Here is a 25,350-nt window from a genome sequence, read left to right as displayed (position 1 = left end):
TGTCATTTTGGAATCTCCCTTAGTTTTTATTAGTAAATAAGATGCGTTTGCCCTGGTTCAGCAGCTAACCCAAGCCCCGTCTCATTAATTTCCAGAATCCCCCTTTTCGAGGGTTTATACAAAAAACCCCAAAGAGGGTTACTCATAATAGCTAAAGTGATTGCTGCTTGATGGTGCTTATCTAATAATGCAGAAGGTGTAGATCAAGATTCCCTTGCATTGATACCGCGCAACGACGAATTACTCTCTGAAAACGGGGACGCATAATCTGCGACTCGCTCCCATCCCCACTTATAAGCAGTATCGACTAGAATTTCTTTACCATTGCGGAACTTAATGAATTCCTGCCCGTGGTCGTAAAATATGTCTGCAACTAGTTGATTACGCTCGTCGTAACCCCACTTATCCACTGCTGCCCTCCACCAGCGCTTTCCGGGTGAGAGCAACTGTTCAAGTTCTAAATACTCCGGTTTCCAGTACTTGGTGCGCCATTGATTTGCCAGTGCCTCGATTAGTATTGCAGTCGGGTAGATCGGCTTTAGGTTTTCTTCGAGCCAGAGTATATAAACGATTGCGCTCCTGAAAGCATCTTCTAAGCCATAGCTTGCTGCTTCTAGAGTGTCTTGGAGTTGCTCATCATTAAAATTTACGCCGAGCGATTGCAGGGCTGGAGCGTATAAATCAAATAATTCTTGTTCTACTGAATCGGCAGACCAGAACCACATAAGAAAAAGAAAACTCCTGCTGGGTGGCTAAGTAAAATTTAGCATTTAGCGCGCTTCGTGTTGATGTGAGGACGAGTAGCGATCGCTAATCAAACACCAGAGCTTGTAGAACAGGGAAATCCCTCTTCTCTACGAGACGCTACGCGAACGTTGTTGCTTGAAAACTCGGTTTCGAGTGTAGGAGTCAAAGCCGTTGATGAAGGTACTTGTTCCGCCGCGTCTGTGCCAAATGCTGAAAAATGGTCGCATGAGGCGATAGTTCCGCGGTCAAATATGCGACCTGTAAGAAAGGAAAAACTGAATCGAGCGGCGAATTCAGGGGAAAATCTGGGGTTTGACTTTTTGCAGGAGTGTTGGGATGATGATCCGGGTTTGCAAATTGTGATCAAGAAATTGCTAGCAAAATTTATGCAGTGGGGAATTGCTTGTGTTGGTTGATTGGGAGAGAATTCACACTGTCTTAGAATAGCGTGCAGCTAAAGTGATTGCTGCTTGACGGTTGGACATCAAGATTCCCTTGCAATGATACTGCCAAGCGACCAATTATTTTCTGCAAAACGGGGACGCATAATCTGTGACTCGCTCCCATCTCACATAAGCCGTAGATGTTGGGACATTCTCCGCCCTCATATATGATGTTATCTGATGTTAAGTATCGTTTCGGCTATTCGCATCTCGTGTATAAAAATAGTAGTGTCTTATCAAGAAAGGCAGAAGGGATTTGGATTTATCCCTTCTCTGAGTGTCTGAACCGTCTGCGCGACCGGAGGGAGCAAGGGTTTAAGACAAGAACACCAAATTTTCAATTTGGTGGTTCTCATTCAGGTGGGGTTTGAATCCCTATCTGAACGAAACCTTCCTTCTGACTTGAAAATGCTCCTTCGATGAGTATCTATACATATAGATCCGTCTCACATCACATTTTCATGCAAGGCTTTTGAAACTTCTTTCATCGGGACTGCCCTCTGCCTCCTGCCTTCTTCATCTGTTTATAATTAAAGACAATAATGAGTTATCAAAATAACTTACGTCTGGTGTTTGCCGGTGATTTTCAATCAGATGTCTCAACTGTCAACAACGATGTGAGACATTATGACAATGCAACTTTTGAACAGCGTTTTCAAGACTTTCAAATGGGCGAAGTGTTCAATGGTTGGTGGAACCCCACAGGTTCAGGAGCATTCCGTTTAATCAACTGTAGAGTTAAGTCCGTCGTTATTGATGGCGAAATGAGCGACGATTCTGCTGTAAATCTTGTCATAGATGGTTCTAACAACCGAGTGGGAGGCAAGATGGTGGATCTTGACCCACAGTTGCAGATGGCCTCTGCAATTTGGGGGTTAACCATCCGGTTAACAGACGGTCAGGAAGATTTTCTAGTTGGGCAGTTCGAGCCAGCTTCTTTTCGGGACATCATGTTTGGTCGTCGTCAGGGAGCACCTGGCTCTACAGGAGCCTCTGCTGCTTTTCAGTCAGTGCTGACAGACCTGCAATGGGGCAATGATTTAAAGGGATCTAAATTTTTAGAGGCACTAAAGAAGGCTGCATCAGCAAATGGGAAACTGTCAATCCGGTTTACTACCTTTGGCTATAGTACAGGCAAGACCGAGGATCGGTTTACCCTTGGTACGGTAATTGGAGCGATCGGCCCTTACTATGAGAATGAGCCTCACTCGTTTGTTTTGGGGCGACGGATGGTACCGAATGTTGATGAAAATACAGGAGCGCCCTTTAACAAAATTAACTTCTTTGATGCCTTAGTTGATGAACAAGAAAGCTCTGTCTTGGTTGATTTGGGCAATGCTCTACCCTTGAATTTTGATTTGACATTGCAAGACCTTGATAAACTTCAGTTGGCAGTTCTTATAGATGAAAATACTCAAGAGTCTGAAACCCTGTCCACAGGCGATGGGTTTGTTACATTAGGTATCCCAATTCCTTATCGAACACCACACTGGTTGTCCAAAACGGCTGGAATTTGGGCTACACCTGTGCTTCCCGAACAACTGAAACTAATACGCGAACGTCCTTTGGCGCTGATTCAGATGCTTGATAGCAATAGAGGGAAAGTCTTGGTGCGGGAAAGTATTAACGGGTTATTGGTTCGCGCCGACAAGTTTGTGCAACGAGTTGAGCCAACAGAAACAGCTAAGATCGAACTTTTTGCTAGTCGTTATGGCAATCTACTACCCAATGCCTCAGTGAGTATAGCTTTCAGTCCTCCAGATAATACTGAGGGCGGCGGTTCGCCAAAAGATCCCGCACCTCCCCAGGCTCAAATACCTTGGACAAACAAGCCCCAGGAAGCACTCAAAAACTTACCTCTAACGCTGACAACAGATGCTACTGGTAAAGCCAAGTTGTTAATTGAAACGCAAGACCCTGGTAATCCCCGTGGTTACATTGATGGGCAAATTTATACACTGCTATACTCTCTGCAAGGGCAAGCAGAAAATCAAAAACAATCCCTTGATGCCATCTACGTTTTACTCTTTGATGGCTATCCAATTCCCGATCGCCCTACCTGGTTCGAGCATATTCACCCCATTTTCCAACAGTATGGCAACCTCTATCCCATTATGAGTAAGCGCTTGGTTGACCTGGGAGACTACGATTCAGTGCGGGAGAATCGGGCCATTTTAGAATTGGCTTTCTCCTTAAATGTTGACGACCCAAATTCCATGCCTGTTACCCGTGACCTCTCTCATGCCAAGCGAGTCACAATTCTGCGATGGTTGCGCGAGCAATACGCTGATGGCAGCTATGTCCTGCGGCCAGGACAGAAACCGTCTCTAGCAGAAGGGCTACAAGCAATTGAGAAAACATCTATCCCATCATTTGCACAAGAGCCTGAAGTCGCAGACGCACCATTAGAAGACGATAGCACCGCACACGGTTACCAAAATTTCCAAGTTGCCCTGCGGCGAATTCAACGTAACCCATAACTTGAAGAAGAATTCAGAAGTCAGAATTCAGGAGTCAGAATCAATGTTCGTTGGGGATTCAGACCCCAACCAATTGTAGACACCGTGCAGACGATGGGGTTTTAAACCCGTTTATTCATCCACTCTTTCGTTCAGAATTCAATTCTGAATTCTGGCTCCTGACTCCTGAATTCTGTTTGATAAAAACGCTCTACATAAGAAGGAGAAGTGTATGTTAAAAATTCCCGTTCGCATCATTGAAGAGATCCACAACGCCAGACAAGCTGCGGATCTTTATCGACATCTGCAAGCAGCGATCGAGTTAGAACATTCAACCATTCCGCTTTACCTGACAGCACTATATTCTATCCAACCTAACTCTAATCAAGAGGTAGCCAAAATCCTTTTCTCAGTGGTGCGGGAAGAAATGCTGCATATGGTCATTGCAGCCAATGTTTTGAATGCCATTGGTGGTACACCCCAAGTCAATAAACCTGACTTTATCCCCACCTATCCAGGGCACTTACCATTGGTGCAACCGGATCTAATCGTGGGACTTGCGCCTCTTTCGATAGATCAAATCACCAAGACCTTCATGCAAATAGAAACCTCTATAGACCCGGAAGATTACCCAGCCAAGCCCGTCCCCTTCGCCCTGAGAGCAACCGAAGAGTATCAAACGATTGGAGACTTCTATCAAGCAATTATTGAAAAAATCACAGACTTACATCACCAGGGAGCATTAAGCATTCAACGGCGCAATCAGGTTGTCGATGAAAAATGGTTTCCAAGAACGGAATTATTTGAAATCACAGATTTGGACACAGCCACCTCAGCCTTGAACTTGATTATTGTGCAGGGCGAAGGAACGACAACCGTACAGAAGACACGAGTATGCTCTCTTAACGGTAAGGATAGAAGCCAAGCCACCCAGACGTTTAGCCCCTTTGATCCACAAAATCAGCCTGCTCATTACTATCGCTTTGCTCAAATTATCAAAGGTGGTCGCCTGGTGCCAGACCCAGAAAATCCAGGTGGATTTGTCTACGACCTGAATCAACCAATCAATCTAGACTCTGAAAAGATTTATCCACTTGTAGAGAATTCCAAAGCCGAGATGTATCCCGAAGGTAGCCGAGCACGTCGCTTGGTAGATCAGTTCAACTACTCTTACACAAGTTTATTGAACGGCTTGCAAAAGACTTTCGATGGTTACCCAGATTACTTAAATACAACTATCGGAGTGATGTTTGAATTAAAGTTGCAAGCTGAGGAGATGGCAGAACTGAAAATTAAAACAGGGACTGATGCTGAGAAGCGTGTTGCACCTTCATTTGAATACCAATTGTCAAGGGCAGAAAAAGCAATTAGCTCCCTCATTTAAATTCAACTCTACCATACCTTAACAATAGATTTACTAATGGGTCATTTAGCACGCTGATAGGGGTAGTGTTAGAGTCGGTGTCATCAAGTGCCAACTTCCCAAATGAAGTTCCGAATCAACTTCTAGAATCGGAACTTGGCACTTTTTTGGTAGTGGAACAGATTTTTTGCTCGGAAACAGTACCTCCGTCCTTACACTAGCCAAAACTACACTAATTTATGCATGGAAAAGCCAAATCTAGAGATTTGAAGTCAGGTTTACAGCCTAGTGAAAAGAACACCCAACATCAAATTTAAGAGGCTTCATGAACAATTTCAGTTGGATTCTATTGATAACAAAGCGAGTCTTACTTTCCTTAGTGGTTTGTTTTTTAATTACTATAGTCTTTATAGGCAGTGGTGACGCGAGTGCCTCTGGATTACGCACAGCCTCTGATGGCTCCGACGACATATACCCCACTCGAACCGTACATAATGAGACTTGCCAAGAATCAGAAAATTTTGATGATAATTGTCTAGCAAAGCGAAAGGAAGGTGAACCAACCGATCCACAATACCCAAAGTGGTGGATTAGTGATTGGAGAATGTATCGGGTATTTCAAGATTATAAAGAGGATAAGTTTCGTCCTCCCTACACTTCACCACCTGAAAATTTGACCCCCAGTGATTACGAGGTTTCTTATGGTACAACGTACTACGATTCCACTTACATTCCCAAAGATCAGAAGAATGGGACTGGGGCGATGATGGAATATTATCAAGATCGGTGTTTGCCTATCTTCCCACGTAGCAATAAATATACCTGTGCTTTTGTGTCTTTGGGGAATAAAGCCTATTTTCTGAATTATGGTCAAGAACCGAACCAGAAGCCAAGGATCTGTTTGTTCTCACCTCATAACCACCCTCCACGCACTGATTTTATTAAGCATTTGCCTTATCAACCAAAACAAAGTACTCATATCAATAATTCTCTGCAAGCATACTCCATGTTTCTTCCAAAAGATAAACTAGAAATTTTATTTGGATACGCTTTTTATAAAAACCCCACTCCAGACAGTTTTGACAAGACGGCTAAACCTTATCGCCATCCCCAATCTTTCTACTTCTCTGGTAATTCAAATGAAGCTAAAGCCCCGTTAGTGAGTCAGAACTATACAAATTTCCGGATGGAACAGCCAGATTCAAAGATTTGGAGCAAAATTGCAAAAATGTTACCAGAGCAGCCGAAAGAATGCTGCTTGTATCAACAACGATGTCCTGACTAATACCAAGCTAAAATTTGGCAACAGATGAGACAAGGCTCTATCTGTTGCTGGCTTTTAAAGAATGGATACAAGTAAGTGGTAATACAAAATTAATTACACAAATTTTGTTCTGAAACCCTTATCCAGTCTAAAAACTCATTCTCGTTCTGGCAAAGGTATTTCTAGGATATTAGTATATGGTCATCTCAGTAGAAAGGAGAAAAAAATGACAAGTGAAGAGACTAAGCAGGTGATTGAGCAGTTGAAACAGTTTGCCAAACGTTGGAACGAGTTGTACGCAGCGGAAAAGTTTGAGGAGATGAAATATCTGGCGACAGAGGATGTGGGAATTGCCAACGCAAAAGACTCGAAAGAGCCATCTGGACTTATCTATGGGCGTGATAAATATTCAATACCTTAGCCAAAAAAAGAGTATGAAGAGAGAGGGCGCTCTGTAGTAGAGTTGTTGTCTTCCCAAACGACAACTCAAAAGCTACAATTCGCCCATGTTCGATATCCTATCACTGTTACAATGCCTGCTACCGCAGATAAACGCGACAACAATGCGGCAACTGAACCAAATAATCCTAGCCATGTTAGCAATGAGTGGACGAGTCAGCATGTTGGGAATATCTCGTTGGACAGGTGGTGGTGGTAGTTATCGGACGATATTGAGATTCTTTCATACAGTAATCCCTTGGGCGACCTTGTTTTGGCTATTTTTCCGTAAGCATTTGTTCCGTGCAAATGAGGTATATTTGCTTGCAGGAGATGAAGTTGTAATCAGTAAATCAGGGAAACAAACTTATGGGCTGGATAGATTTTTTTCTAGCCTGGTCAGCAAACCTATATTAGGGCTATCTTTTTTTACATTATCATTAGTAAGTGTTGAGCGAAGACACTCGTTTCCGATTCAAATAGAACAGGTAATCAAGAGCGATGTAGAAAAAAGTAGTGGCTCGCCAAAAACAGAAATAAAACCCAAAGAAAAACGTGGGCGAGGACGACCAAAAGGGAGTAAAAATAAAAACAAAACAGAAGTAATTCTCACATCGGAATTACTAAGAATTAAGAAGATGATTAATGAGTTAGTCAAATTAATAGCTAACTTTATCCCCCTAACTTATTTAGTCTTGGACGGTCATTTTGGAAACAATAATGCCTTGCAAATGGTTCGGCAAGTTAACTTGCACATAATTTCCAAGTTGCGCCATGATTCGGCATTATATGTACCCTATCAACATCATGACTCCAATAGTCGCTCTCGTCGTAAATACGGTGATAAGATTGACTACTGTAACATACCTGATAAATATTTATGTAAAAGTACCATTGAAGACGATATCAAAACTGATATTTATCAATGCACTCTCCTTCACAAGGAATTTGCCCAAGCACTGAATATAGTTATTTTGGTCAAAACCAATCTCAAAACTAATGCTCACAGTCATGTCATTCTTTTTTCTAGTGACCTAAAATTGTCATCTGAGAAAATAATTGACTACTACAAACTGCGTTTTCAAATCGAGTTTAACTTCCGTGATGCCAAGCAATTTTGGGGATTGGAAGACTTTATAAACATTGGTCAAACTGCGGTGACTAATGCTGCTAAAACACGCATTCTTTATGGTGAATTTATCTCATCATCTTCTCGCTGATTTCCGTCAACACAATCCCGACTCCGGCATTATTGATCTTAAGGCTTACTACCGTGGTTTTCGATATGTTCGTGAAATGTTAAAAATGCTTCCCGAAATCCCTGAGCCTATTTTATTAACCCAGATTTTTGCCAAGCTTACTGCTTTAGGTCGTATTCATCCCGTTTCTACAGGCGTTGAACCCTCGTAAATTGGCAATGGTATTGAAGAAACAGAATTAATTACCGCGAGATGATAGTGGAGGTAGTGATAGAGATGGTGAACTCGATGATAGAAGCAACGATACTATAATCATCGAACTTTAAGAGATTTCTAACCAGCCCTTTCAAGGTGGTGAAATTCGGAATGAAGATTGGTCATTTGAATCTTCAAAAAGCCCAAAATCTGAGTGCAGGATTTCAAGATAGTAACATTCAAACAATGTATCTTCGTTGGTCACCTTGAAAGGGCTGGAGATTTCTAAAGCTAGACTATTGCGAATGGAGAAACTGAAAATGGCTTCTCTGGTTGGGGAAAATCCTGGTTTTGACTTCCTCCAACAATGCTGTCATGATGACCCTGCCTTACAAATCGTGATCAAAAAGCTTTTGGCGAAGTTTCCGCAGTGGGGTATCGCTTGTGTTGATGGGGTGTTGATGAAGTGGAATGGTTAGCGCTCACAGGATTATGGCCACCAGAGTTTGAGTGAATCAACCATCTCATCATGCAAGCAGTTTGTAGGGTTGAGCAACTGTTTGGTTTGCACCTACCAAGCTTGATTCAGTTATCAATTATCAATAATCAGTACTGAGTAAGGAAATTTGGGGATATAGAAAGGGACACTATCACTATACTTTTAAAGCGAGTTTTCAATTAAAATATAACTAGACCAAAAGGTTGGTGCTTTATAGTTAGGATGTTTCAGGAGTTGTAACTGGGCACGTCGGACTGCTTTGGCTTTGGTGATGTTGCCATTATTGAGTTCTTGATAGAAGGCACTAACAAACATTGCCGTGGATTCATCATCAATCTGCCACAGGGAAGCTATGGTACTGCGTGCCCCAGATCGTACAGATGCTCCTACCAAACCCAGTGCTGCACGGCTGTCTCCTGTTGCTATCTGTCCAGCACTCAAAACTAATAGTTCTACTATAGTTTTACCCTGGCTGCGAAAGAGAGTATTAAAATCCTTGATATTTATCTGACCATCGAAATCCAAAATATAAGTGTCTTCGAGGCGGGAACTAAACTGACCGTGAGTTGCTAAATGCAATATGTTGAATGAAGCAGCACCAATTTCACTTTCCAAATTCTTTTTCTTAAAATCTTCATCCAATAGGCTGGTTGTCGAAACTCCTGCTTTCGCAATACCGTCAAATTCAGATTTAATCGCCAGCAATGGTGCAAACTTGGGAAATCCTGGTGGCGGCTGAGTTAATCCTGCGGTTAGCGCTCTTAGCTGTTGTTTTACTAGCGGTTTAGGGCCGAGGAGTTGCAGATCCACACTCAGGGCAACTGCATATTTCTCCACCAAATATTGCTTACCATCGTAGAGTGCTGACATTGGTATATTGTGTAAGGTGCCATGTAGAACGAAAACTAGGGTATCGACACCACTTTTTTGCAATTGTGACTCAATGGGTTTGAGCAGCCAGTTATAAACTTGTTGTGACTGGGTTTGAACAATTTTGGTAGCAGTTGGATTGGGAAGATTTCTTCGCAGTTTTAATAAGAGTTCCTCTAATTCTGCTTGGGAAATCTTAGTAGCGTACCTTTGCAGGCGTTGTTTGGGAATTTTGACAATTACCTCGATTCGGTCAGGGAGAATAAATGGGTAGATAATTGCTGTTGTTGGATTAATCTCTTCAATTTGTTTTAACTTATCTTTTAAATACCTGTTATCTAAATATGTTTCGCCAAAAAAGTTATTTAACTCAGCTATTTTAAAAGATTTATTTATCTGAAGTATTTCTTGGAGATTTTGCGGATTAGGACTAGTTTCTTGAAAATCAAAAAGAGACTGGATTAATCCTAGGTAAAAGCTTTCTATAATCTCTCCAAAGGAAAAATCTACAGCCGTATTGATATTGGTAAAATCATTGTTAAAAGATTGGAAAGTATTAAATGCTTTTCTATAAGCAGACCATGCTCCTTGACTATCTCCTTGAAGTTTAAGCAGACGACCTTTAATATAAAAATTTTGGCAAAGGAGTGCTAATTGGTAAGTAGAGTTTTTTTGATCTATATCCGTCTGTAATAGCTCCAAGCTGCCTGAGACTGCTTTATTCGCCTCTGTTAACTTATTAAGTTGCTGGTATGCTATTGAAATATTATTCAGTAGCATAGCTTGCTTTAATCTATAGTCTCGAATTTCAAAAGATAAAGAAGCTTGTTTCCATACTTGTTCAGCCTCAGATTGCTTTTGGGCTTTGTACAGTTCTCTACCCAGTGCAGATAGCTGGGATACATTTTTAATTTCTTTATTTATCTGCTTGATCTCTATTTTTGCAGAGGTAATTTCCTTCCTTGCAATAATTCCTAAAATAGCTGTAATTACTAAAGTTAAAATTAAAACAACAGTTCCAATACTAATCCTCTGTTGAGCTTTTTTATTAGCTTCAGCCAATACCTGATTCCTTTTTTCTACTGCTTCCCTATCCTGTCTTTCCCGCTTCAATCTAGCTTCTTGTTCTTTAACAGCAATTTCCTTCTGAATTTCTTGCTCTTTACTAGCTGCTAAAAACTGTTTGTCTTGATAACTTAATTTTTTATCTTTTGCCCATTCTTCTGCTTCTTGTAATGCTTTTCCTCGGAGCAACCGCGATTCATCATTGCTTCCAGAAGCTACCCAAAAGCGAAAACTTTCCGAATAGGGACGCAGGTTATTGAGTTGGTTTTCAATCCAATTAAAATCAAATATCTCCCGATAAATCTGGTTATAAATTTTCAGCTTCCCTTGATGTCTAAGAACTAAACCCGATAACTGTAATTCACTTTGCTCTAATGTCTCATCTGCTTTTACCTGGGATTGCTCCTCTATGAGTCGGACTTGCTGATAAAGTTCTAGCAAGTACCCTGCCCGTTGTTCATCTCGCAAAATCCTGGCTTGAATCGTCCGTAAATGCTCAGGTTCATCCTGTGATTCCCAACTTTCGATAATCCGTGACCTGACAACTTGCTCTACTGAACGAGGGTTGTCTTGTTCTGATTCCTCAACCATGAACTGACACAGCTTTTGAGTCAGAAATGGTTGCCCCCCAGTCCACTGCAAAATCTCCTGTATTATCGCTTGGGGATCATTGAATTTCTCCTGCAAACCATTTTTTAATGGTTCAGTTTCATGCAATTGAAAACCTTTGAGGGAGATAGCCTGACCAATATTAAACGGAGTACGCTGTTTATCTTCAATCAAATTGCTGGGTGATGCTACTCCCAGTAAGCAGAAAGTGAGGCGATTGTATTCAGGATTATCAACACGCTTGTTATAACAGGCACGAATCAATGCAAAAAAGTCATCTGTGGGAAAATTCAGACTGAGTACGCTATCAATTTCATCAATAAAAATAACGATATCTTCTTGAACTTCAACAAGTAATACTTCTTCCAAAAACTTGCGAAATCTTGTAACTAGCGAATTTAACTGATTCGCCTCCCACCAATCGCCAAAGTCTAAATCTAATCCAAAACTGTCAATGAGTGTGTCAATTAAATCTGCATACCATTGTTCAGGAGGTACATTCTGAATACCTCCAGCAGAAAGGTCAACGGCTGCACACTGTACGCCATCATCTCTCAATCGCTGCATGGTTCGCACACGCAAGCTAGATTTTCCACTCTGTCTGGAATTCAGTACGTAACAAAACTTTCCCTCCTTCAGCCCTTCATATAACTGTGCATCAGCTTCTCGTATGACGTAGGTGCTGGCATTTTCAGGTAGACTTCCAGAGAATATATATTGGTCAACCACGATTTACCTACTCCAAACGAGTTGAGAAGTACTGACGATACAAATCACAACCAGGAACGCAATCATTACTGGAGAGTTTTACTAATCCCAAGCTATGCAACTTAAACGCAACTTCTGTATCTAACCTCACGGGTGCATTCGTCATCACTACTTTTTTATACCCTATTTCAAGCTGAGGATTATGTTGTAAATGCCATAGTTGTTGTCGCAAGTGGTCACTAAAGATTCCTTGCTCTGTTGGCGCAAGTCTCAAGAGTTCTTCTAAGGCCACTTGCTGGCTTTTGAGATGGGCAATGGCAGATTGTACCAAGTAAGGATGTCCCCCTAGCAACTCCATCAACCCAGTTACGTCCTGTTCCTTCAGCCTTAACTCATTCTGCTTGGCGAGTTCTGTTACTTGTTGCAGATTAAATTCGGGTAAATCAATTGCCAATCCTACATTAAACGGGGAATGATTACTGTCTAAGGAAGGGTAAGATTCAGTGGAATGAACCACTACTAACCGCAGCTTTTTCCAGATATTACCAATCTTGTCTCCCTGTTTCGCTGCTTCATACCACCCGCGCAGTAACAAACAAAATTGAGGGAAAATCTCTGGATAATCAAACAGTCGCTCAAAGTTATCTATAGCTAAAACTAAGGGAGTATCAGTAAGTGATAATAAATATTTTTGAAAATAACGGGTACAGTTTTTATTCAGCCCAAAAACCTCTTGCCATTGTTTATCTAGTTGCGGTTCTAGTTCCAGACTGTCAGCCACATCAACACACAACCATTGTAGAAATGCTTTTAAGTTAGCCAGAATATCAATATCAGCCAGTTGTAAATCTATTTTCGCGGTTTGATAACCCTGGTGTCTTGCATAGTCTAGGGTTTTCTCCAGCAGTAATGTTTTACCCATTCTCTGCGGGGCTTTGAGACGAATCAATGCCCCTGGTTGCACGATTGCTTTATAGGATTTGTCCTCAATTGGTGGTCTTTCAATATATATAATTGTGTCTGCCCTTAGTCCAGAGTTCTCAGCCGCTTGCAACTGTTGTTCAATTGCATCTAACTTGTCACCAATTTGCAACTGTTGTTCAATTGCATCTAACTTGTCACCAATCTCCTTAAGTGTGCGTTCTTCTGACTGAAGCTGGTTTTCATATTGGAACTTGCGGGATACATCGGTTTCAATAACTAACGCTGTTCGTAGATTTGCAACTTTTTGGCTTTGGAGAGTGTAAGCTTTTTCGAGTGAGTCTTTTTCAGAAAGCGATCGCTGGCGTTGATTCTGCGATTGGACTGAATTACCTGATGCCACAGTCTGCTGCCCAAGGTGAATGTTGTAGATGTCACCGCCAATTCGCCCAGCATTCACTGTGTCAGCGTTAATCAACCCACCGCCAAACTGGGCATTGCGTAAGTCATTACTGGAGACTTGCTTTGGGTCTTCTGACTCTGGCATAGGTTAGTTTGGGCAGATTTAAGCGTTGTTGTTATGGATATTACCACCTATTTCATCTGTGTTAACTGTCTCGGCATTAATTAGGCTTCCACCAATCTGAGAATTTCTGAGGTCATAAGTAGCTCTACCTGCCAAGAGCTTTACAATCTCAGTCAAATCGGTACTTTGCTTGCGGTAAATATCTATCTGCTCATCTTTACCCTGTAACTGAAGTTGATATTTTTCTTCTAATGCTACAAGTGCTAATCCATATTCTCGTTTTAAGTATTTTTCAACTTCAGCTTTATTAGCATCGGCAGGAACATTTACCCGAATTACAAAAGCACTATCATTTTTATTTTCAATTGCTTGTATGGTTAATTCTTCACCTCCACATTCAACCTGTAGTTTTTGAAACGAAGTCAGGAATGCTTGCCAATCAATACCATTGTTAAAAATCAGGTCAACTGTTTCTTGAGCTTTTTGAAACAGCTTGGTGAATTCTGCAAGGGCAAAATTTCCATTACTAGGACGGCATTCTTGTTGACCTTGGCGAAGGTAGATATAATCACAGATTACATCATCCAATTTTGTAGAGCTATTAATATTCCAATCTTCTAAACAACTACCAGTAAAATTTGCAGAAGTAAAATCTGTCGATAAGGCTTGAACTCTAGTGAGGTTTGCTTCAGTCAAGTCAGCTTTAGTTAAGTTGGCATGGCTAAGGTTTGCATCAATAAGATTAGCACCTTTTAAATTAACTGCTAACAGATTAGCTTCACTAAGGTCATAGCCTGTTAAATTTGCTTCACTTAGATTTGCTTTACTTAGGTTAAATTTAAATACAAATTTTCATGAAGGAGAATAATCTGTTTTTGGAAGATGAATAGCATCTACATTAAACTTAACTCTAGCAAATTTAGTACCCTCTAAAATAGATTCAGTAAAATCACAATACACAATACCAGCACCGCTTAAATCAGCATTAGTTAAATTAGCTCTAATTAGGATAGCTCCATTGATTAAAGCGCCTGTTATGTCAGCATTAGTTAAGTTAGTATCAGTTAAATCTGCATCGTTTAGATTAGCTCCGCTCAAATTAGCTCTGCTTAAGTTAGCTTTTTTAAAATCAACCTCACTAATATCCGCTCTACTTAAATTAACATTCTCAAAATTAATATCAACTAGTTTTTTAGGAAAAAGATTACATTTATTATCTGAAATATGACTACACTGATTAGTTAGAATTCCTTTAAATTCAGCTTCTTCCCAATACCAAGAATGTATGAAATTACCGCTTAAATCTGGTATTATTTCTGGATGTTGTTCTCGCCATTTATTCCAAGTTTTTACACCTTTTTTTAGTATCGCTACATGCTCCTCATTCGCCATTGCCACCTACCCCCTCAGCTTCTATTTAGCAAGCAATTCAACTCAGAAATCGTCTATTATTACTCATCTAAACGCTGTGCGATCGCCTTTGATAATTCGTCAAAAACTGACTCATTATGAATGTCTGGAGTTAGTGTATTCATATCTTTGAGTAGATTAGTAAGTTCAGCAATGGTGTGACGAATTTCGGTGTATAAATCTATTTCTTCTCTAAACCCCTGTAAATTAGTGGCGGAAACACATTTCATTGCTTCGTCTAATTCTTTAATTTGCTCTTCCCAATATTTAATATATTTAATTCTTTCAATCGGTTTATAAATTTGGACATCTGGTAACACAATTGGGAAAAATCGGTCATAAAAATCATCATTTTTAGCAATTTGCACCAATTCAAACATACAGTTTGGCGATTTTAAATACTTATCACTAATCACAGCAATTACACATTTCCCGCTTCCAATCTTTTCCATGAAAGCTTTGATTAGTCCTTTGTAACCCAAGTCTCGTTTATCTCGAATGATGGCGATACCTTTAGATTGTAAAACTTCGTCTAAGTGATTTACATAGGTTTCACTATCTCCGCCCCAAGCATAGGAGATGAAGATTTCTTTCTCATATTTGAGTTTTTTTCTCTCTTGTTCTAGCTCCTTCTGTAACTGTTTTTGTTTATCTTCCTGTTTACTATGAGAAAAATTACTAGCTTGCAACTGTTGTTCAATAGCATCCAACTTGTCACCAAGCTCCCCCAGTGTGCGTTCCTCTGCCTGAAGCTGTTGTTCATACTGGAACTTGCGGGATACATCGGTTTCAATAAGCAAGGCTATTCGTATATTTGCAACTTTCTGGCTTTGGAGGGTGTAAGCCTTTTCGAGTGAGTCTCTTTCTTGTTGCGATCGCTCTCTTTGATTCTGTGATTGGAGTGAATTACCTGATGCCGCCGTCTGCTGTCCAAGGTGAATGTTGTAGATATCGCCACCAATTTGCCCAGCATTCACTGTGTCAGCGTTAATCAACCCGCCGCAAAACTGGGCATTGCGTAAGTCGTTGCTGACTTGCTTTGGGTCTTCTGGATCGGTCATGGGTCGGTTTGGGCAGGTTTAAGCGTCATTGTTGTGAATATTACCACCTATTCGTTCGGAGTTAACAGTGTTGACGTTGACTATGCTACCTGTTTATGAATTGCGATCGCGTGCTTTGCTTCTATCTGAGACTCAATTTACAGGCTAAAAATTACCTTGAATCGCGCTTGAATTCCATTTGGGCAAAGTGGTCTTGCAGTAGTTTATGGATGAAGCGGTAACGACCACCAACACGCTGGATTAACATACGCTCAGTGCAGTAGTTGAGGAAACGGGCATAGTCCCAGGGGATGTAGCCGTTGAAGTAAAGAATGAGGCGTAGGGTGAAGTGTTGGATACAGGCTTCACCACAGAATAGTCCTGTAATTAGCCCAAACATTACCCCTCTGTGCAGTCCAAAAATTAGCCATCCAATTACCCCAAATAATAGGGTTAATAAAACAGCATTGATACTAGATTTCCAAATGCCTTGATTAGGAATTAATTTTGTTTCTATAAACGAACCAGACTGCTCTCCAGCAAGACCAAAAACTAGTCCAAAAAACAACCCCAAAACTAATCCTAAAACCAACCCAAAAACCAATCCTCCAATTACCCCAATAATTAACCCAATAATCAGCCCTGTAATTAGTCCTGTAATTAGTCCAATGAGCTTTCCCCCTAGTCCTCCAACTACTCCTAAAACTAATCCTGCAAGCATTCCTCCAGCCAATGCTCCAACTAGCCCAAAAACTAGCCCAAAAAATAAAATCAAATCTAGCAATTCATAATTGAAATTAAACCAAGCGATATTTTCTACAAGTGTAATTTCTTGCAAATTACGTACATAAATAGAATTAAAAAATATTTCCAATATTAGTACTCTTGTTACTCCCCAAAGTGGAATTCCAATTACTCCTCCAATCAGTCCAAATAATGGAATTCCACTTAATCCAGCAATCAATCCAAATATTAATCCAAATATAAATTTGTATAAATTTTTACTATTTTTGCTAACTAACCAATATGGCTGTATTTGTTCAATCAATAACTCAGTTTTTGAATCTTTTTTAAGTTGTTGAGCTAGCCAATGGAGCCAAAATATAGTTTGTTCTTTTTTCGGAAAGCTCAACTTTGCGTATGTTTTAATTTTAACTTCACGCTCTAACATTCTTGATACATAGGTATTCAGTAAATATTCTAAGCGTGCTTCCGTATTTAAAAGATACTGCCATTTTTCAAGAGATATATCTTCCATAGCTAGTACAGTAATGCTTAATAATAAAGGTGTTTTAACTAGCTCTAGTAAATCGGACTCGTTGCTAATAATTGCCCATAAGTCTATTCGCTTAATATTAAAAAGGTAATTATAAATTTGGTTATTATTAAAAGGCTGTAAACAAATAGCACCATTGAGTTGAACCTGAGTAGAGTAATTGTTGTATTCTTCACTTCTACTACATATAACCATATAAGATGGACGCTCTTGGCTTAGTAAAAGCTGATTAATTCTTTGAACACAGATTTCTTGGCGCTGTGGTTTTAGTTCATCGAGAGCATCTAGAAAGAGTAATAGCTGATGATTTTCTACCCACTGTTTACCAAGTTTGGTTGAGACACCGTATTTCAATTTAAGTTCAGTCAGTAACCAATCAGTTAAAGTTTGGCGGTTATCTTTCCAAGAGGATAAATTAAATAAAACTGGAACAGGATAATCAGACTGTTCTTCTGCTCGTTGAATTAAAGCTTGTGCTAGTTCTAATTGTGTGGTTGCCTTCCCAGAACCTGGATTACCCAGGATTAAAAGTTTACCTGCTATTTCTTGAGAATCAAAAATATCTAAAATTGTTGTGCTATCTGAGAGAACTTCAGCAGGCTTTAAACCAATTTTTATTTCTGTATCCCAAGGTCGCTTTACTTGTTGCGGTTGTAACTCCTTTCCTAAATTAATCAGTAGAGTATTATGTAGAGACTGGCTTAACCGCGCTGTAACTTCTTGTTTGACTGTGGCTAGTAGTAAACGCTCATTCTTTGGTCTAGCAGGATTGCCTACTGGTGTTACTGTTGGCTGTCCCAAGAAGATATTCCAAATATCTCCGCGTGAATTCGCCAAGGGCAAAATTTCCACTGCTGGGGCGGCGTTCTTGCTGACCTTGGCGAAGATAAATATAATCACACTCAATATTATTTAATCTTGTAATATTATTAACATTCCAATCTTGTATACAAGCTCCAGTAAGTGTTGCTCTCGCAAAATTAGTACTCAATGCTTCTACTCGCATTAATTCTGCTTTAATAAGGCAAGTATCACTGAGGTTAGCAGCATTAACTCTTGCTCCATTCAGACTAGCTCCATAAAGATTTGCCTCGCTAAGGTCTGCTCCACTCAAGAAAGCACCACTGAAATCTGTATCTCTTAAGTTTGCCTTTATAAATTTAGCTTTACTAAGATTAGCCCCAGCAAAGAAGGCTTCATTAAGGTGTGCTTCACTAAAGTTTGCTCCCTTAAGGAAAGTATGCATAAATGTTGCTCTTTTTAGGTTGGCTCTTTTGAAATTAGCCCTTTTAAGGTGTGCTTCACTAAAGTTTGCTTGCCTAAGATTAGCGCCAGCGAAATTAATTTCATAAAAACCAATTTTTTCTAGGTTTGCTTCATCTAGTTCTGGTATTAAATTAGGATTATCCTTCCTCCACTGATTCCAAACCTCTACCCCTTGCCTAAGTATTGCCAAATGCTCCTTATTCGCCATCACCATTTTTCCCCTGCTTCCTCTGTAGCAACTGAACTATTCAGTATCCTGCCAACCTTCTAAAGTTGCCAAAAGTATATTAACAAGAGGATGATCCACTAATTCCTTCAATGCCTCAGTTCCTCCAGCTTTCAATGCACCAATTACCCGCGCTTTCAAAGTAGGATTACTATCGATTTGTTTGAGTGCTTCTGTCACCGCTATCTGTTTTTCTAGTGGAGTGTTAGTAGGGTAAGCCTGCCCTAATTGGTTAAGAAGCTGCTGAATATCTGCTGCGGCTTGGGCTAGATTCTGCTTTTGTTCGGGGTTGTAGTTGGTGATGTTGCCGCCAATTTGGTGCGCGTTTACGGTATCAGCATTGACTAGCCCACCTGCGAATTGAGCACCTTGTAAGTTAAAACTAGAACTTTTATTACTTACCCTTTGTTGGTTATTTTCACCCTGAACATTATTAATATCGCCATCAACTGAACCACCAACTGAAAAGCCACCGGGATTGTTTGTCATAAAACCTACCTGCTCAACGTTTGAATAAAAGCTGGGACGCTGTAGTGCTGTGACTACCATATTCTGTAAATCAGCAATTCTGCCATCCTTCTCAGCGATAAGTGCTTTAACTTCTTGTTCTGCCAGAGCTTTTAGCTGATTATAGGTAGTGAAATACTCTGCACTCAGTTCAGATTTGTCAGCCGTTGCTGCGGTTTTGGCACGAAGCAGAAACTTATCCTGCCCACGTTTTTCCATTGCCACTATTTCTAATTCAGCATCGGGGTGATTCTCGGCTAACTGCTTTAACGAAATTGCGATCGCTCTTGGATCAACACCTTGGCTATGGTAAAGGTCGAGGGTGTCGAAGATTGGCTTGATAAAATCTCCAAATTCCCCATCTCCAAATACTTCTTGGCGATTATCAGGTTTGCGGTATGGGTCTGGGTTATCTGGGGTGGGCAGGCGCATATAAACGTATTCACAGCGTACTCCGTCAAAAAGGGTATCAGTAGTAATATTCCAATCTTCAATGAATGCGCCTGTGAGAGTTGCACCTGTAAAGTCTGTACCATCCAGTTGCGTTTGCTTCAAGATGGCTTTAGATAAATCAGCATTTTGCAAATTGGCATAGTTAAGGTTTGTACCGATAAAACTGGCATTCTCCAGCTTTGCACCTTTTAGATTTACACCTTCCAAATTCAATCCATCAAACTTTTGCGCTTTGCCGCTAAGTGTAACCACTAGCTGCCGAATTTTAGGGTTTGCGAGATATGTATTTTCTAAGCGCGAGAACTCAAGTCCTTTTGCCATATACCAATCGGTTCTTTTTAAGTTCGCACCGCGAAAATCTGTATGCTTGAGATTGGCAAAAGAAAAATTGGCTTCGGTAAGATCAGCCTTTTGGAACGAAGTGCCTCCTATTGCTGTTAAGCTAACGGCTAAGTGTGCAATGTCTAAAAACCTACTTTTAGGTTGAAATGACTTATAGCCAATAATGTTAGCTGTCAGTATGATGCTTGCAGCCAGTACAAAATCCCCTATATCTATATAAGCTTCAGTACCAGAGCCACGAACTAATACTAAAGTGGTTCCCATTCCTATAAAAGCTACTAGCATTGATTTTCTAAGTATCAACCTAGAATGAGTTTGAGCCGAGGCTACAGTAACACTACCTAACCAAAGAGCTATTAATTCTTGAATAACTGTAAGTGGAGCGTAAAAAAGAGTAGTACTAGCTGGTGAATTCTGATCGAAAATAGACAAAATAGCTAGTACAGCCAGGAAAATAGTACTTGTTCCTGCTGAGGCAACAAATCCTATAATGACAGATCCTATTAGACTTATTAAGGTTAATAGAATAACTATTGCTCCAGGTAATATGCCAAACCGAGAAACATTACTGGGAGATAATAGTGCTGTTGCTACAATTGCTCCAAATGATGCTAAAACTCCAGTAGTCGCTGCCCCGATAGACATTACTACTATCTGAATAACAGTTTGAAGGTGCGGTAATCCAGCATAGGAGCGAGTAAAATTTGCTTGATGCAGATTAGCTTGCCTGTGATTAAGGCCACGAATGTCATTTTCTTTAAACTTCGCGTTCACACTAATTTATATTCCTTTGCCATACTTGGAATAAATAGAAAAACCTAAGTATAAAATTTTCATAAAAATTCAGTATTTTTATGAAAATTATTGTTCGCTAAATTCTTCTTAAAGTATAGTATCTTCTACGTATATGTAAAGTCATCTATGTCTATCTCAAATGACCAGTTAGAAATAGAACGCCAAAATGCAGTTCGGGAAAATTTTGCTAAGAGTTTGGGTTTGAGACTTAACGATTCAGAAGTGGCAATTTTGTTAAAAGGTGAAGTCTTGTCACTACAAGATTTGCTTAGAGATCACAGTTTGACGGACATTGGCAACCTTCTAATTCGTTTAGATACAATCTTACAAATGAATGCCAATCAGCAAAATATATCCTCGCTATCTATGTCAACTTTGCATACGAAAGACGTAACTGATGCAGGAAATGATACAGGAGACTTGACCCTAGATGCTCGATTAGAAGGAATTTCTAAAGGAAAATGTAAATGTCCTTCAGGATGTATCTGTGTATTGATATTAGGACTATGTATAAAAAATTGTAATTTTTCACCGTTATCTTTTTACTTACCTTCTAATTAGATGAATTAGAGCAATTTCTGTTGCTGGACTAAAAGTGTAATTGTACAGATAGAATTATCAATTTTATTTATTCAAACTGCTATAATACACAAGGCTATAAAAGTTTCTAGACAGAGATGGATTCCACAAAGTCTTCACGCGAAGTAAATGGGAAATCTCCACTCTGCCAAAGCCCCAAACGATTTGCATAAGATAAGTTAGAGACTTTGGTTGCTCCAGTTGCTGATACGTAGATAACTCGTGCAGAGGGTAAAGCATTTTGCAACCTCAGCCCAACAATGCCTTGCTGGGATGCTGCAACCATACCGAGTTTACCCTCAATAGCCATTGCATTGCCCATACTGTGGCACTCGTCATAAGCGATTGCACCATCAAACTCCTTACCTGCCCATTCAACAATTTGCTTGAGCCGACTTTTACCACCCTTTTGAGAACGTAAAGTTGAGTACGTGCAGAATAGAATACCTTGGGTGAAAGGGATGGGATCGCCAAGTTTGATGTTGCCCAGGTCAATGATATCTTTCTCACTACCTCCGAGCGCACACCAGTCTCTACGGGCATCTTCAATTAAGGCAGAACTTTTGGATACCCAGATTGCTTTTCTTCGCCCCTGACACCAATTGTCGAGGATGATTCCGGCACACTGTCTACCCTTACCAGCACCCGTCCCATCGCCTAAGAACCAGCCACGACGAAATTTGACAGCATTTTCTTCGCCAGTTGCCGCTAAAGTCACATTATCCCATGAATCATCCACAATATAAGACCCAGACAGAAATTCACAGTGCGCCTGACCTGCGTAAATAACGCTCTCAAGCTGTGCCTCTGACAACAAGCCTTGTGTGATAATATTTCGTGGGAGATGCGGTTTATAAGTTGGTGCTGGTGGCGAGACAAGTGCGAGGGCTGCACTCTCACAAAGCAGCGAGGGATGAGGTAAAGCGTCCTTGATTCGGATTCGCTGTGGGCGATAGGTTTCGTATAGGGTATCTTTTAAACCCTCACTAGCCATCCATTCGATAACCTCATACTCCAGAACAACCACATCTGAAATTTCTGCGGAGGATTCTGGTTTAGCGAGTGCTGTACGCTTCGTTGGCAGTTTAACAACCTTCGCTGGAACCACAGCAGCTTTAATAGTTGCAGCATTCCATTGCGATGCCTGCGGCAACGTCAAAGACGAACGCCCAGGCAATTGCTGAATCAGTGGCAGTATTTCAGGCAGATCCAAAGTTTCAGTAATGCAAGGGATTTCGCTGGAGTCAGCCGGAACTTTGTCGATCACTGTAATTCGAGTGTCAATCTGTGTACCATGTTTTGAGTACACCTTGCCACTGACTCCTACAGACATTAGAACTCGTGCTTCCGAGTGCCACCTAACAAAAGTCTCGCGCCAAGTGGAATTATTAGGTGAGAACCAGTTGGCTGTAATTGTTATTAGTCGTCCACCATCAGCCAGTCTTTGCAATGCCGAGTTGATATGCCTCTTTGTTGCGTCGGGATTGCGACTGTTGATTTTGGGAGATGCGGAGAAAGGTGGATTCATCAGCACAACTGAGGGCTGAGTTTTACCAGCTAGGTAATCGTTAATTTGTTCCGCGTTTACTGAGAATAGTGGAGTGCCAGGGAATAGCCGTCGCAGAATCTTCGATCTATCGGGTGTAAGCTCGTTGAGCATCAGACTTGCACTGTGCAGTTTAGCCATTTGTGCCAATAGACCAGTTCCGGCACTTGGCTCCAGCACCAAATCAGTAGCTTGTATAAATCCTGCTTTGGCTACCAGATAAGCAAGCGGCAGAGGGGTGGAGAATTGCTGAAGCTGTACTGACTCTTCACTACGGCGAGTATGCGTCGGGCAGAGGGCTATTAACTTCTCCAATTCCAATAATACTGTTAGCGGCGACTCCAATAAAGGCTTGTAACCTTTTTGACGCAGATATAATAATATTTGCGCCACTGCCACGCACCGGACGCAGCAGTGCCTAGAAAGTAGCGATTCATCTGGGCTTGGATTGTCCTGGTGGAGATAGTCCGTTGCTCAATCAGTGATTTGGTGAGTTCTTGAGCAACGTTGAGGATTGATTGGCCATAATCCAGAACTGTTTCTAGGTCAAACAGAGTTCCTTGCGTGGCTATAAGGCTGACCATATCTATTATATGAATACATCACTTTCGCTTTGGCGTAGCCGTTTGAGCTAAGGACGTGTTAACTATAATTTTTTTGGTACTTTCCAGTTATCTTGCGTGGCTTGGTGGACTGGCGCTTAGTACTAGTTGAGGCGGATTTCTTAGACGTGGACGATTTTGCTTTAGTCCGCTTGGGTTTGATCGGTTGTACTTTGGTAGGTGGGAGTAGTCGGAGTCTGGGGAAAGGGATTATAACTTGGCATGAGAACACAATGGTGAGGGGATTGTGGTTCTAGAGTCCAGGGGTCGGAAATTTTCTCAAATGCGATCGCCCTTGGAGTAGGTTGTGGGGAAGTTGCGGAAACTGTGGGCTGTTCAATAACCGATGGCTCCCATCCGATTGGCGGCAAGGGTACAACCCACAAACCATCTATGAAATCGAAAACCATCAGCGCAACAAAGCTGATAACAACTGCTTGGCTCATCAGGGTGAGAGTAGCTTGGATATCCATGATTAACTCCAAATGTTTGTGATTTTTCAATGTGGTGAGGCGTTGCAGCTGGGTTTGAAGCGTGTGTTTGGTCGTTGCAACTCTCACTCTGGCTTTGGCGTAGCCATGAAAATTCCCATTCACAAAACGGGTGATTATGTTTACCTAGACCATTGAAATCTTCTTAGCAAAAGCTAAGATCCAAAAAGTCACTAATTGCAATAGGCAATGTCCAGCAAAACAATCGATGTCAGAGAGTACACCGTCAGAGCGCACAAGCGGGAAATTCATACTCGCGTTTTCAACTTCGTATGTAAGCAGTGTGAGCAACCCACACAACGAGAAACCTTTGGTGTCCGACCTCTATATTGCGAGAAATGCCGTCCGCCACAACCTCCCAAGCAATTGAAAGTAGTCCCTATAGGCAAGAGGAAACCCAGAGCGATGAACTACAAGAGTGGCAAAGATATTGAAGGGTGAGTTGTTGCAGGGCGAACGCACGGGATTTCTGAAACCCTTGCTGGATAAGGATCTTGACGGAAAAATCGGCTAAATTAAAAAACGCAGAAACCCTTGCTATTAAAGGATTCTTATACTTTAGATGCGTTTGCCCTGTGAGTTGTTGTCTCAAGGTTTTGAGCGATGGCCAACAGAAAAAGCGGTTACGCCATCGCACAAAAGTGACTGAAGCAGCAGCTATGTGTAAGGTTACGGCAATTGCATCAAGTGGCCAGTCGTGAATCTTTTGTGAATTGGCTGTTGCAGGGATGGGAGACACAAACCCTGTCTGATGCAAAAGCCATAAGCAAGCGATTAGTAGCACGCTAGAGATACACTGTTAGTTCTAGATCGCTAACCCGAAAAATCTGTTGACTAACCTGATTTTCTGCATATTATTAATCAATTACTATTACTTATTGACAAGAGCTAAATAGCTTTAACCTCTCACTGATGGGTCAACCCTAAATGCAAAATCAGAACTTATCTTCACAGTGGCTCTCTCGTGCTGAAGGTAGCACGATGGGAAAAGCCCTACGGGATCGAGTGCCGCGATCTAGCCATGAAGAGTGGAAACCTGCCCCCAATCGTCCTGACTGTGTTGCGCTGCTGGAGGAATCCAACCAAGGAAGATTGCTGGAATTAGTACCGATTCGGTATGGACGAATGCTGGCATCTCCTTTTGCATTTCTGAGGGGGGCAGCATTTGATGCAAGAAGCCAGCGATATCTTCCTGGGCTGGACAAAAGGCGATAGTGGTCATGACTTCTACCTGCGGCAACTCAGAGATATGAAAACTTCCGTCGAGATTGAAGGAATGTCGGAGACGGATTTGAGGGGCTACTCCCATTTATGTGGTTGGGCGCTGGCGCACAGTCATGCTCGTTCGGGGAATCGATTTGCTATTAGTGGTTATCTCGGTCAAAGTGACAGATTTGATCGGGCGATCGCTAATTTTGCAGTAGCTTACGCCGATCAGACCGAGCGGGATTACAAAGCATTAGCTGATGCAGTTGCGGCAGGGCAGATCAAGGCAATCGAGGAATAATTTT

General features: G+C 41.2%; 21 protein-coding genes and 2 pseudogenes. 11 read left to right on the top strand and 12 right to left on the bottom strand.

Annotated features, from left to right (window positions below; genetic code table 11):
• Positions 1-203: 203 nt before the first annotated feature.
• Complete coding sequence (locus HWQ44_RS14810) at positions 204-725, bottom strand: hypothetical protein (protein WP_292719748.1); 522 nt, start codon at positions 723-725, stop codon at positions 204-206.
• 153 nt (positions 726-878) lie between these two features.
• Here HWQ44_RS14810 and HWQ44_RS14805 point away from each other — a divergent pair, with 153 nt between their 5' ends.
• The 7 genes and pseudogenes from HWQ44_RS14805 (at position 879) to HWQ44_RS14775 (ending at position 8,587) form a co-directional block, all read left to right on the top strand.
• Complete coding sequence (locus HWQ44_RS14805) at positions 879-1,163, top strand: hypothetical protein (RefSeq protein ID WP_292719746.1); 285 nt, start codon at positions 879-881, stop codon at positions 1,161-1,163.
• A gap of 569 nt (positions 1,164-1,732) precedes the next feature.
• On the top strand, positions 1,733-3,670 hold the full coding sequence (locus HWQ44_RS14800; protein ID WP_292719744.1) for a hypothetical protein: 1,938 nt from the start codon (positions 1,733-1,735) through the stop codon (positions 3,668-3,670).
• Positions 3,671-3,881: 211 nt separating this feature from the next.
• Positions 3,882-5,033: a ferritin-like protein gene (locus tag HWQ44_RS14795; RefSeq protein WP_292719742.1), complete on the top strand. Its 1,152-nt coding sequence runs from the start codon at positions 3,882-3,884 to the stop codon at positions 5,031-5,033.
• 304 nt (positions 5,034-5,337) lie between these two features.
• Positions 5,338-6,297 carry a hypothetical protein gene (locus tag HWQ44_RS14790; protein WP_292719740.1) on the top strand — a complete coding sequence of 320 codons (960 nt, stop codon included), beginning with the start codon at positions 5,338-5,340 and terminating at the stop codon, positions 6,295-6,297.
• Between the two features lie 205 nt (positions 6,298-6,502).
• Positions 6,503-6,697: a hypothetical protein gene (locus HWQ44_RS14785; RefSeq protein WP_292719738.1), complete on the top strand. Its 195-nt coding sequence runs from the start codon at positions 6,503-6,505 to the stop codon at positions 6,695-6,697.
• Positions 6,698-6,782: 85 nt separating this feature from the next.
• Positions 6,783-8,124, top strand: a pseudogene (locus HWQ44_RS14780) (transposase).
• A 304-nt stretch (positions 8,125-8,428) separates the two neighbouring features.
• Positions 8,429-8,587, top strand: coding sequence for a hypothetical protein (locus HWQ44_RS14775; RefSeq protein WP_292719737.1), 159 nt, complete (start codon positions 8,429-8,431; stop codon positions 8,585-8,587).
• A 182-nt stretch (positions 8,588-8,769) separates the two neighbouring features.
• Here HWQ44_RS14775 and HWQ44_RS14770 read toward each other — a convergent pair whose 3' ends face one another.
• The 8 genes and pseudogenes from HWQ44_RS14770 to HWQ44_RS14735 form a co-directional block, all read right to left on the bottom strand.
• Positions 8,770-11,880, bottom strand: a complete 3,111-nt coding sequence (locus HWQ44_RS14770) for a CHAT domain-containing protein (protein WP_292719736.1) — start codon at positions 11,878-11,880, stop codon at positions 8,770-8,772.
• 7 nt (positions 11,881-11,887) lie between these two features.
• The gene (locus tag HWQ44_RS14765; protein ID WP_292719735.1) at positions 11,888-13,327 is read right to left on the bottom strand and encodes an AAA-like domain-containing protein; all 1,440 of its coding nucleotides are present in this window, start codon (positions 13,325-13,327) and stop codon (positions 11,888-11,890) included.
• 18 nt (positions 13,328-13,345) lie between these two features.
• Positions 13,346-14,128 (bottom strand): annotated as a pseudogene (locus HWQ44_RS14760) (pentapeptide repeat-containing protein); the annotation flags it as partial.
• Positions 14,129-14,158: 30 nt separating this feature from the next.
• Positions 14,159-14,698, bottom strand: coding sequence for a pentapeptide repeat-containing protein (locus tag HWQ44_RS14755; RefSeq protein WP_292719734.1), 540 nt, complete (start codon positions 14,696-14,698; stop codon positions 14,159-14,161).
• 59 nt (positions 14,699-14,757) lie between these two features.
• Positions 14,758-15,777: a TIR domain-containing protein gene (locus HWQ44_RS14750; protein WP_292719733.1), complete on the bottom strand. Its 1,020-nt coding sequence runs from the start codon at positions 15,775-15,777 to the stop codon at positions 14,758-14,760.
• A gap of 151 nt (positions 15,778-15,928) precedes the next feature.
• Complete coding sequence (locus HWQ44_RS14745; protein ID WP_292719732.1) at positions 15,929-17,869, bottom strand: NACHT domain-containing protein; 1,941 nt, start codon at positions 17,867-17,869, stop codon at positions 15,929-15,931.
• Positions 17,793-18,506, bottom strand: a complete 714-nt coding sequence (locus tag HWQ44_RS14740) for a pentapeptide repeat-containing protein (RefSeq protein WP_292719730.1) — start codon at positions 18,504-18,506, stop codon at positions 17,793-17,795. The genes HWQ44_RS14745 and HWQ44_RS14740 overlap by 77 nt, the downstream gene beginning before the upstream one ends.
• 36 nt (positions 18,507-18,542) lie before the next feature.
• Positions 18,543-20,600, bottom strand: coding sequence for a pentapeptide repeat-containing protein (locus tag HWQ44_RS14735; protein WP_292719728.1), 2,058 nt, complete (start codon positions 20,598-20,600; stop codon positions 18,543-18,545).
• 147 nt (positions 20,601-20,747) lie between these two features.
• Between HWQ44_RS14735 and HWQ44_RS14730 the strand changes: the two genes are divergently transcribed.
• Positions 20,748-21,182 carry a hypothetical protein gene (locus HWQ44_RS14730; RefSeq protein WP_292719726.1) on the top strand — a complete coding sequence of 145 codons (435 nt, stop codon included), beginning with the start codon at positions 20,748-20,750 and terminating at the stop codon, positions 21,180-21,182.
• A gap of 106 nt (positions 21,183-21,288) precedes the next feature.
• On the opposite strand, the gene HWQ44_RS14725 is transcribed toward HWQ44_RS14730, so the two are convergent.
• The 3 genes from HWQ44_RS14725 to HWQ44_RS14715 all read right to left on the bottom strand — a co-directional run bounded on the left by HWQ44_RS14725 (position 21,289) and on the right by HWQ44_RS14715 (position 23,944).
• On the bottom strand, positions 21,289-23,139 hold the full coding sequence (locus tag HWQ44_RS14725; RefSeq protein WP_292719724.1) for a strawberry notch-like NTP hydrolase domain-containing protein: 1,851 nt from the start codon (positions 23,137-23,139) through the stop codon (positions 21,289-21,291).
• Positions 23,076-23,330 (bottom strand): hypothetical protein, encoded by a 255-nt coding sequence (locus HWQ44_RS14720; RefSeq protein WP_292719722.1) that lies wholly within the window; start codon positions 23,328-23,330, stop codon positions 23,076-23,078. Before HWQ44_RS14720 ends, HWQ44_RS14725 begins: the two co-directional genes overlap by 64 nt.
• Positions 23,331-23,491: 161 nt before the next feature.
• On the bottom strand, positions 23,492-23,944 hold the full coding sequence (locus HWQ44_RS14715) for a hypothetical protein (RefSeq protein WP_292719720.1): 453 nt from the start codon (positions 23,942-23,944) through the stop codon (positions 23,492-23,494).
• Positions 23,945-24,028: 84 nt separating this feature from the next.
• On the opposite strand from HWQ44_RS14715, the gene HWQ44_RS14710 reads away from it, so the two are divergent.
• The 3 genes from HWQ44_RS14710 (at position 24,029) to HWQ44_RS14700 (ending at position 25,346) form a co-directional block, all read left to right on the top strand.
• Positions 24,029-24,280, top strand: coding sequence for a hypothetical protein (locus HWQ44_RS14710; RefSeq protein ID WP_292719718.1), 252 nt, complete (start codon positions 24,029-24,031; stop codon positions 24,278-24,280).
• 486 nt (positions 24,281-24,766) lie between these two features.
• Positions 24,767-25,054: a DUF2252 family protein gene (locus tag HWQ44_RS14705; protein ID WP_292719716.1), complete on the top strand. Its 288-nt coding sequence runs from the start codon at positions 24,767-24,769 to the stop codon at positions 25,052-25,054.
• Entirely contained in the window at positions 25,008-25,346 is a 339-nt protein-coding gene (locus HWQ44_RS14700; protein ID WP_292719715.1) for a DUF2252 family protein, read from the top strand. Before HWQ44_RS14705 ends, HWQ44_RS14700 begins: the two co-directional genes overlap by 47 nt.
• Positions 25,347-25,350 lie beyond the last annotated feature (4 nt).

It is taken from the genome of Nostoc sp. JL34, from assembly GCF_017114945.1.
Classification (GTDB): Bacteria; Cyanobacteriota; Cyanobacteriia; order Cyanobacteriales; family Nostocaceae; genus Nostoc.
This window is presented reverse-complemented; position numbering and strand designations above follow the sequence as displayed.

Excerpts from the sequence above, each read along its gene's own strand:
- HWQ44_RS14810 (WP_292719748.1), bottom strand. The coding sequence starts at position 725 with ATGTGGTTCTGGTCTGCCGATTCAGTAGAACAAGAATTATTTGATTTA.
- HWQ44_RS14800 (WP_292719744.1), top strand. The coding sequence starts at position 1,733 with ATGAGTTATCAAAATAACTTACGTCTGGTGTTTGCCGGTGATTTTCAA.
- HWQ44_RS14795 (WP_292719742.1), top strand. The coding sequence starts at position 3,882 with ATGTTAAAAATTCCCGTTCGCATCATTGAAGAGATCCACAACGCCAGA.
- HWQ44_RS14790 (WP_292719740.1), top strand. The coding sequence starts at position 5,338 with ATGAACAATTTCAGTTGGATTCTATTGATAACAAAGCGAGTCTTACTT.
- HWQ44_RS14785 (WP_292719738.1), top strand. The coding sequence starts at position 6,503 with ATGACAAGTGAAGAGACTAAGCAGGTGATTGAGCAGTTGAAACAGTTT.
- HWQ44_RS14775 (WP_292719737.1), top strand. The coding sequence starts at position 8,429 with ATGGCTTCTCTGGTTGGGGAAAATCCTGGTTTTGACTTCCTCCAACAA.
- HWQ44_RS14765 (WP_292719735.1), bottom strand. The coding sequence starts at position 13,327 with ATGCCAGAGTCAGAAGACCCAAAGCAAGTCTCCAGTAATGACTTACGC.
- HWQ44_RS14755 (WP_292719734.1), bottom strand. The coding sequence starts at position 14,698 with ATGGCGAATGAGGAGCATGTAGCGATACTAAAAAAAGGTGTAAAAACT.
- HWQ44_RS14750 (WP_292719733.1), bottom strand. The coding sequence starts at position 15,777 with ATGACCGATCCAGAAGACCCAAAGCAAGTCAGCAACGACTTACGCAAT.
- HWQ44_RS14740 (WP_292719730.1), bottom strand. The coding sequence starts at position 18,506 with ATGGCGAATAAGGAGCATTTGGCAATACTTAGGCAAGGGGTAGAGGTT.
- HWQ44_RS14730 (WP_292719726.1), top strand. The coding sequence starts at position 20,748 with ATGTCTATCTCAAATGACCAGTTAGAAATAGAACGCCAAAATGCAGTT.
- HWQ44_RS14720 (WP_292719722.1), bottom strand. The coding sequence starts at position 23,330 with ATGGTCAGCCTTATAGCCACGCAAGGAACTCTGTTTGACCTAGAAACA.
- HWQ44_RS14710 (WP_292719718.1), top strand. The coding sequence starts at position 24,029 with ATGTCCAGCAAAACAATCGATGTCAGAGAGTACACCGTCAGAGCGCAC.
- HWQ44_RS14705 (WP_292719716.1), top strand. The coding sequence starts at position 24,767 with ATGCAAAATCAGAACTTATCTTCACAGTGGCTCTCTCGTGCTGAAGGT.
- HWQ44_RS14700 (WP_292719715.1), top strand. The coding sequence starts at position 25,008 with ATGCAAGAAGCCAGCGATATCTTCCTGGGCTGGACAAAAGGCGATAGT.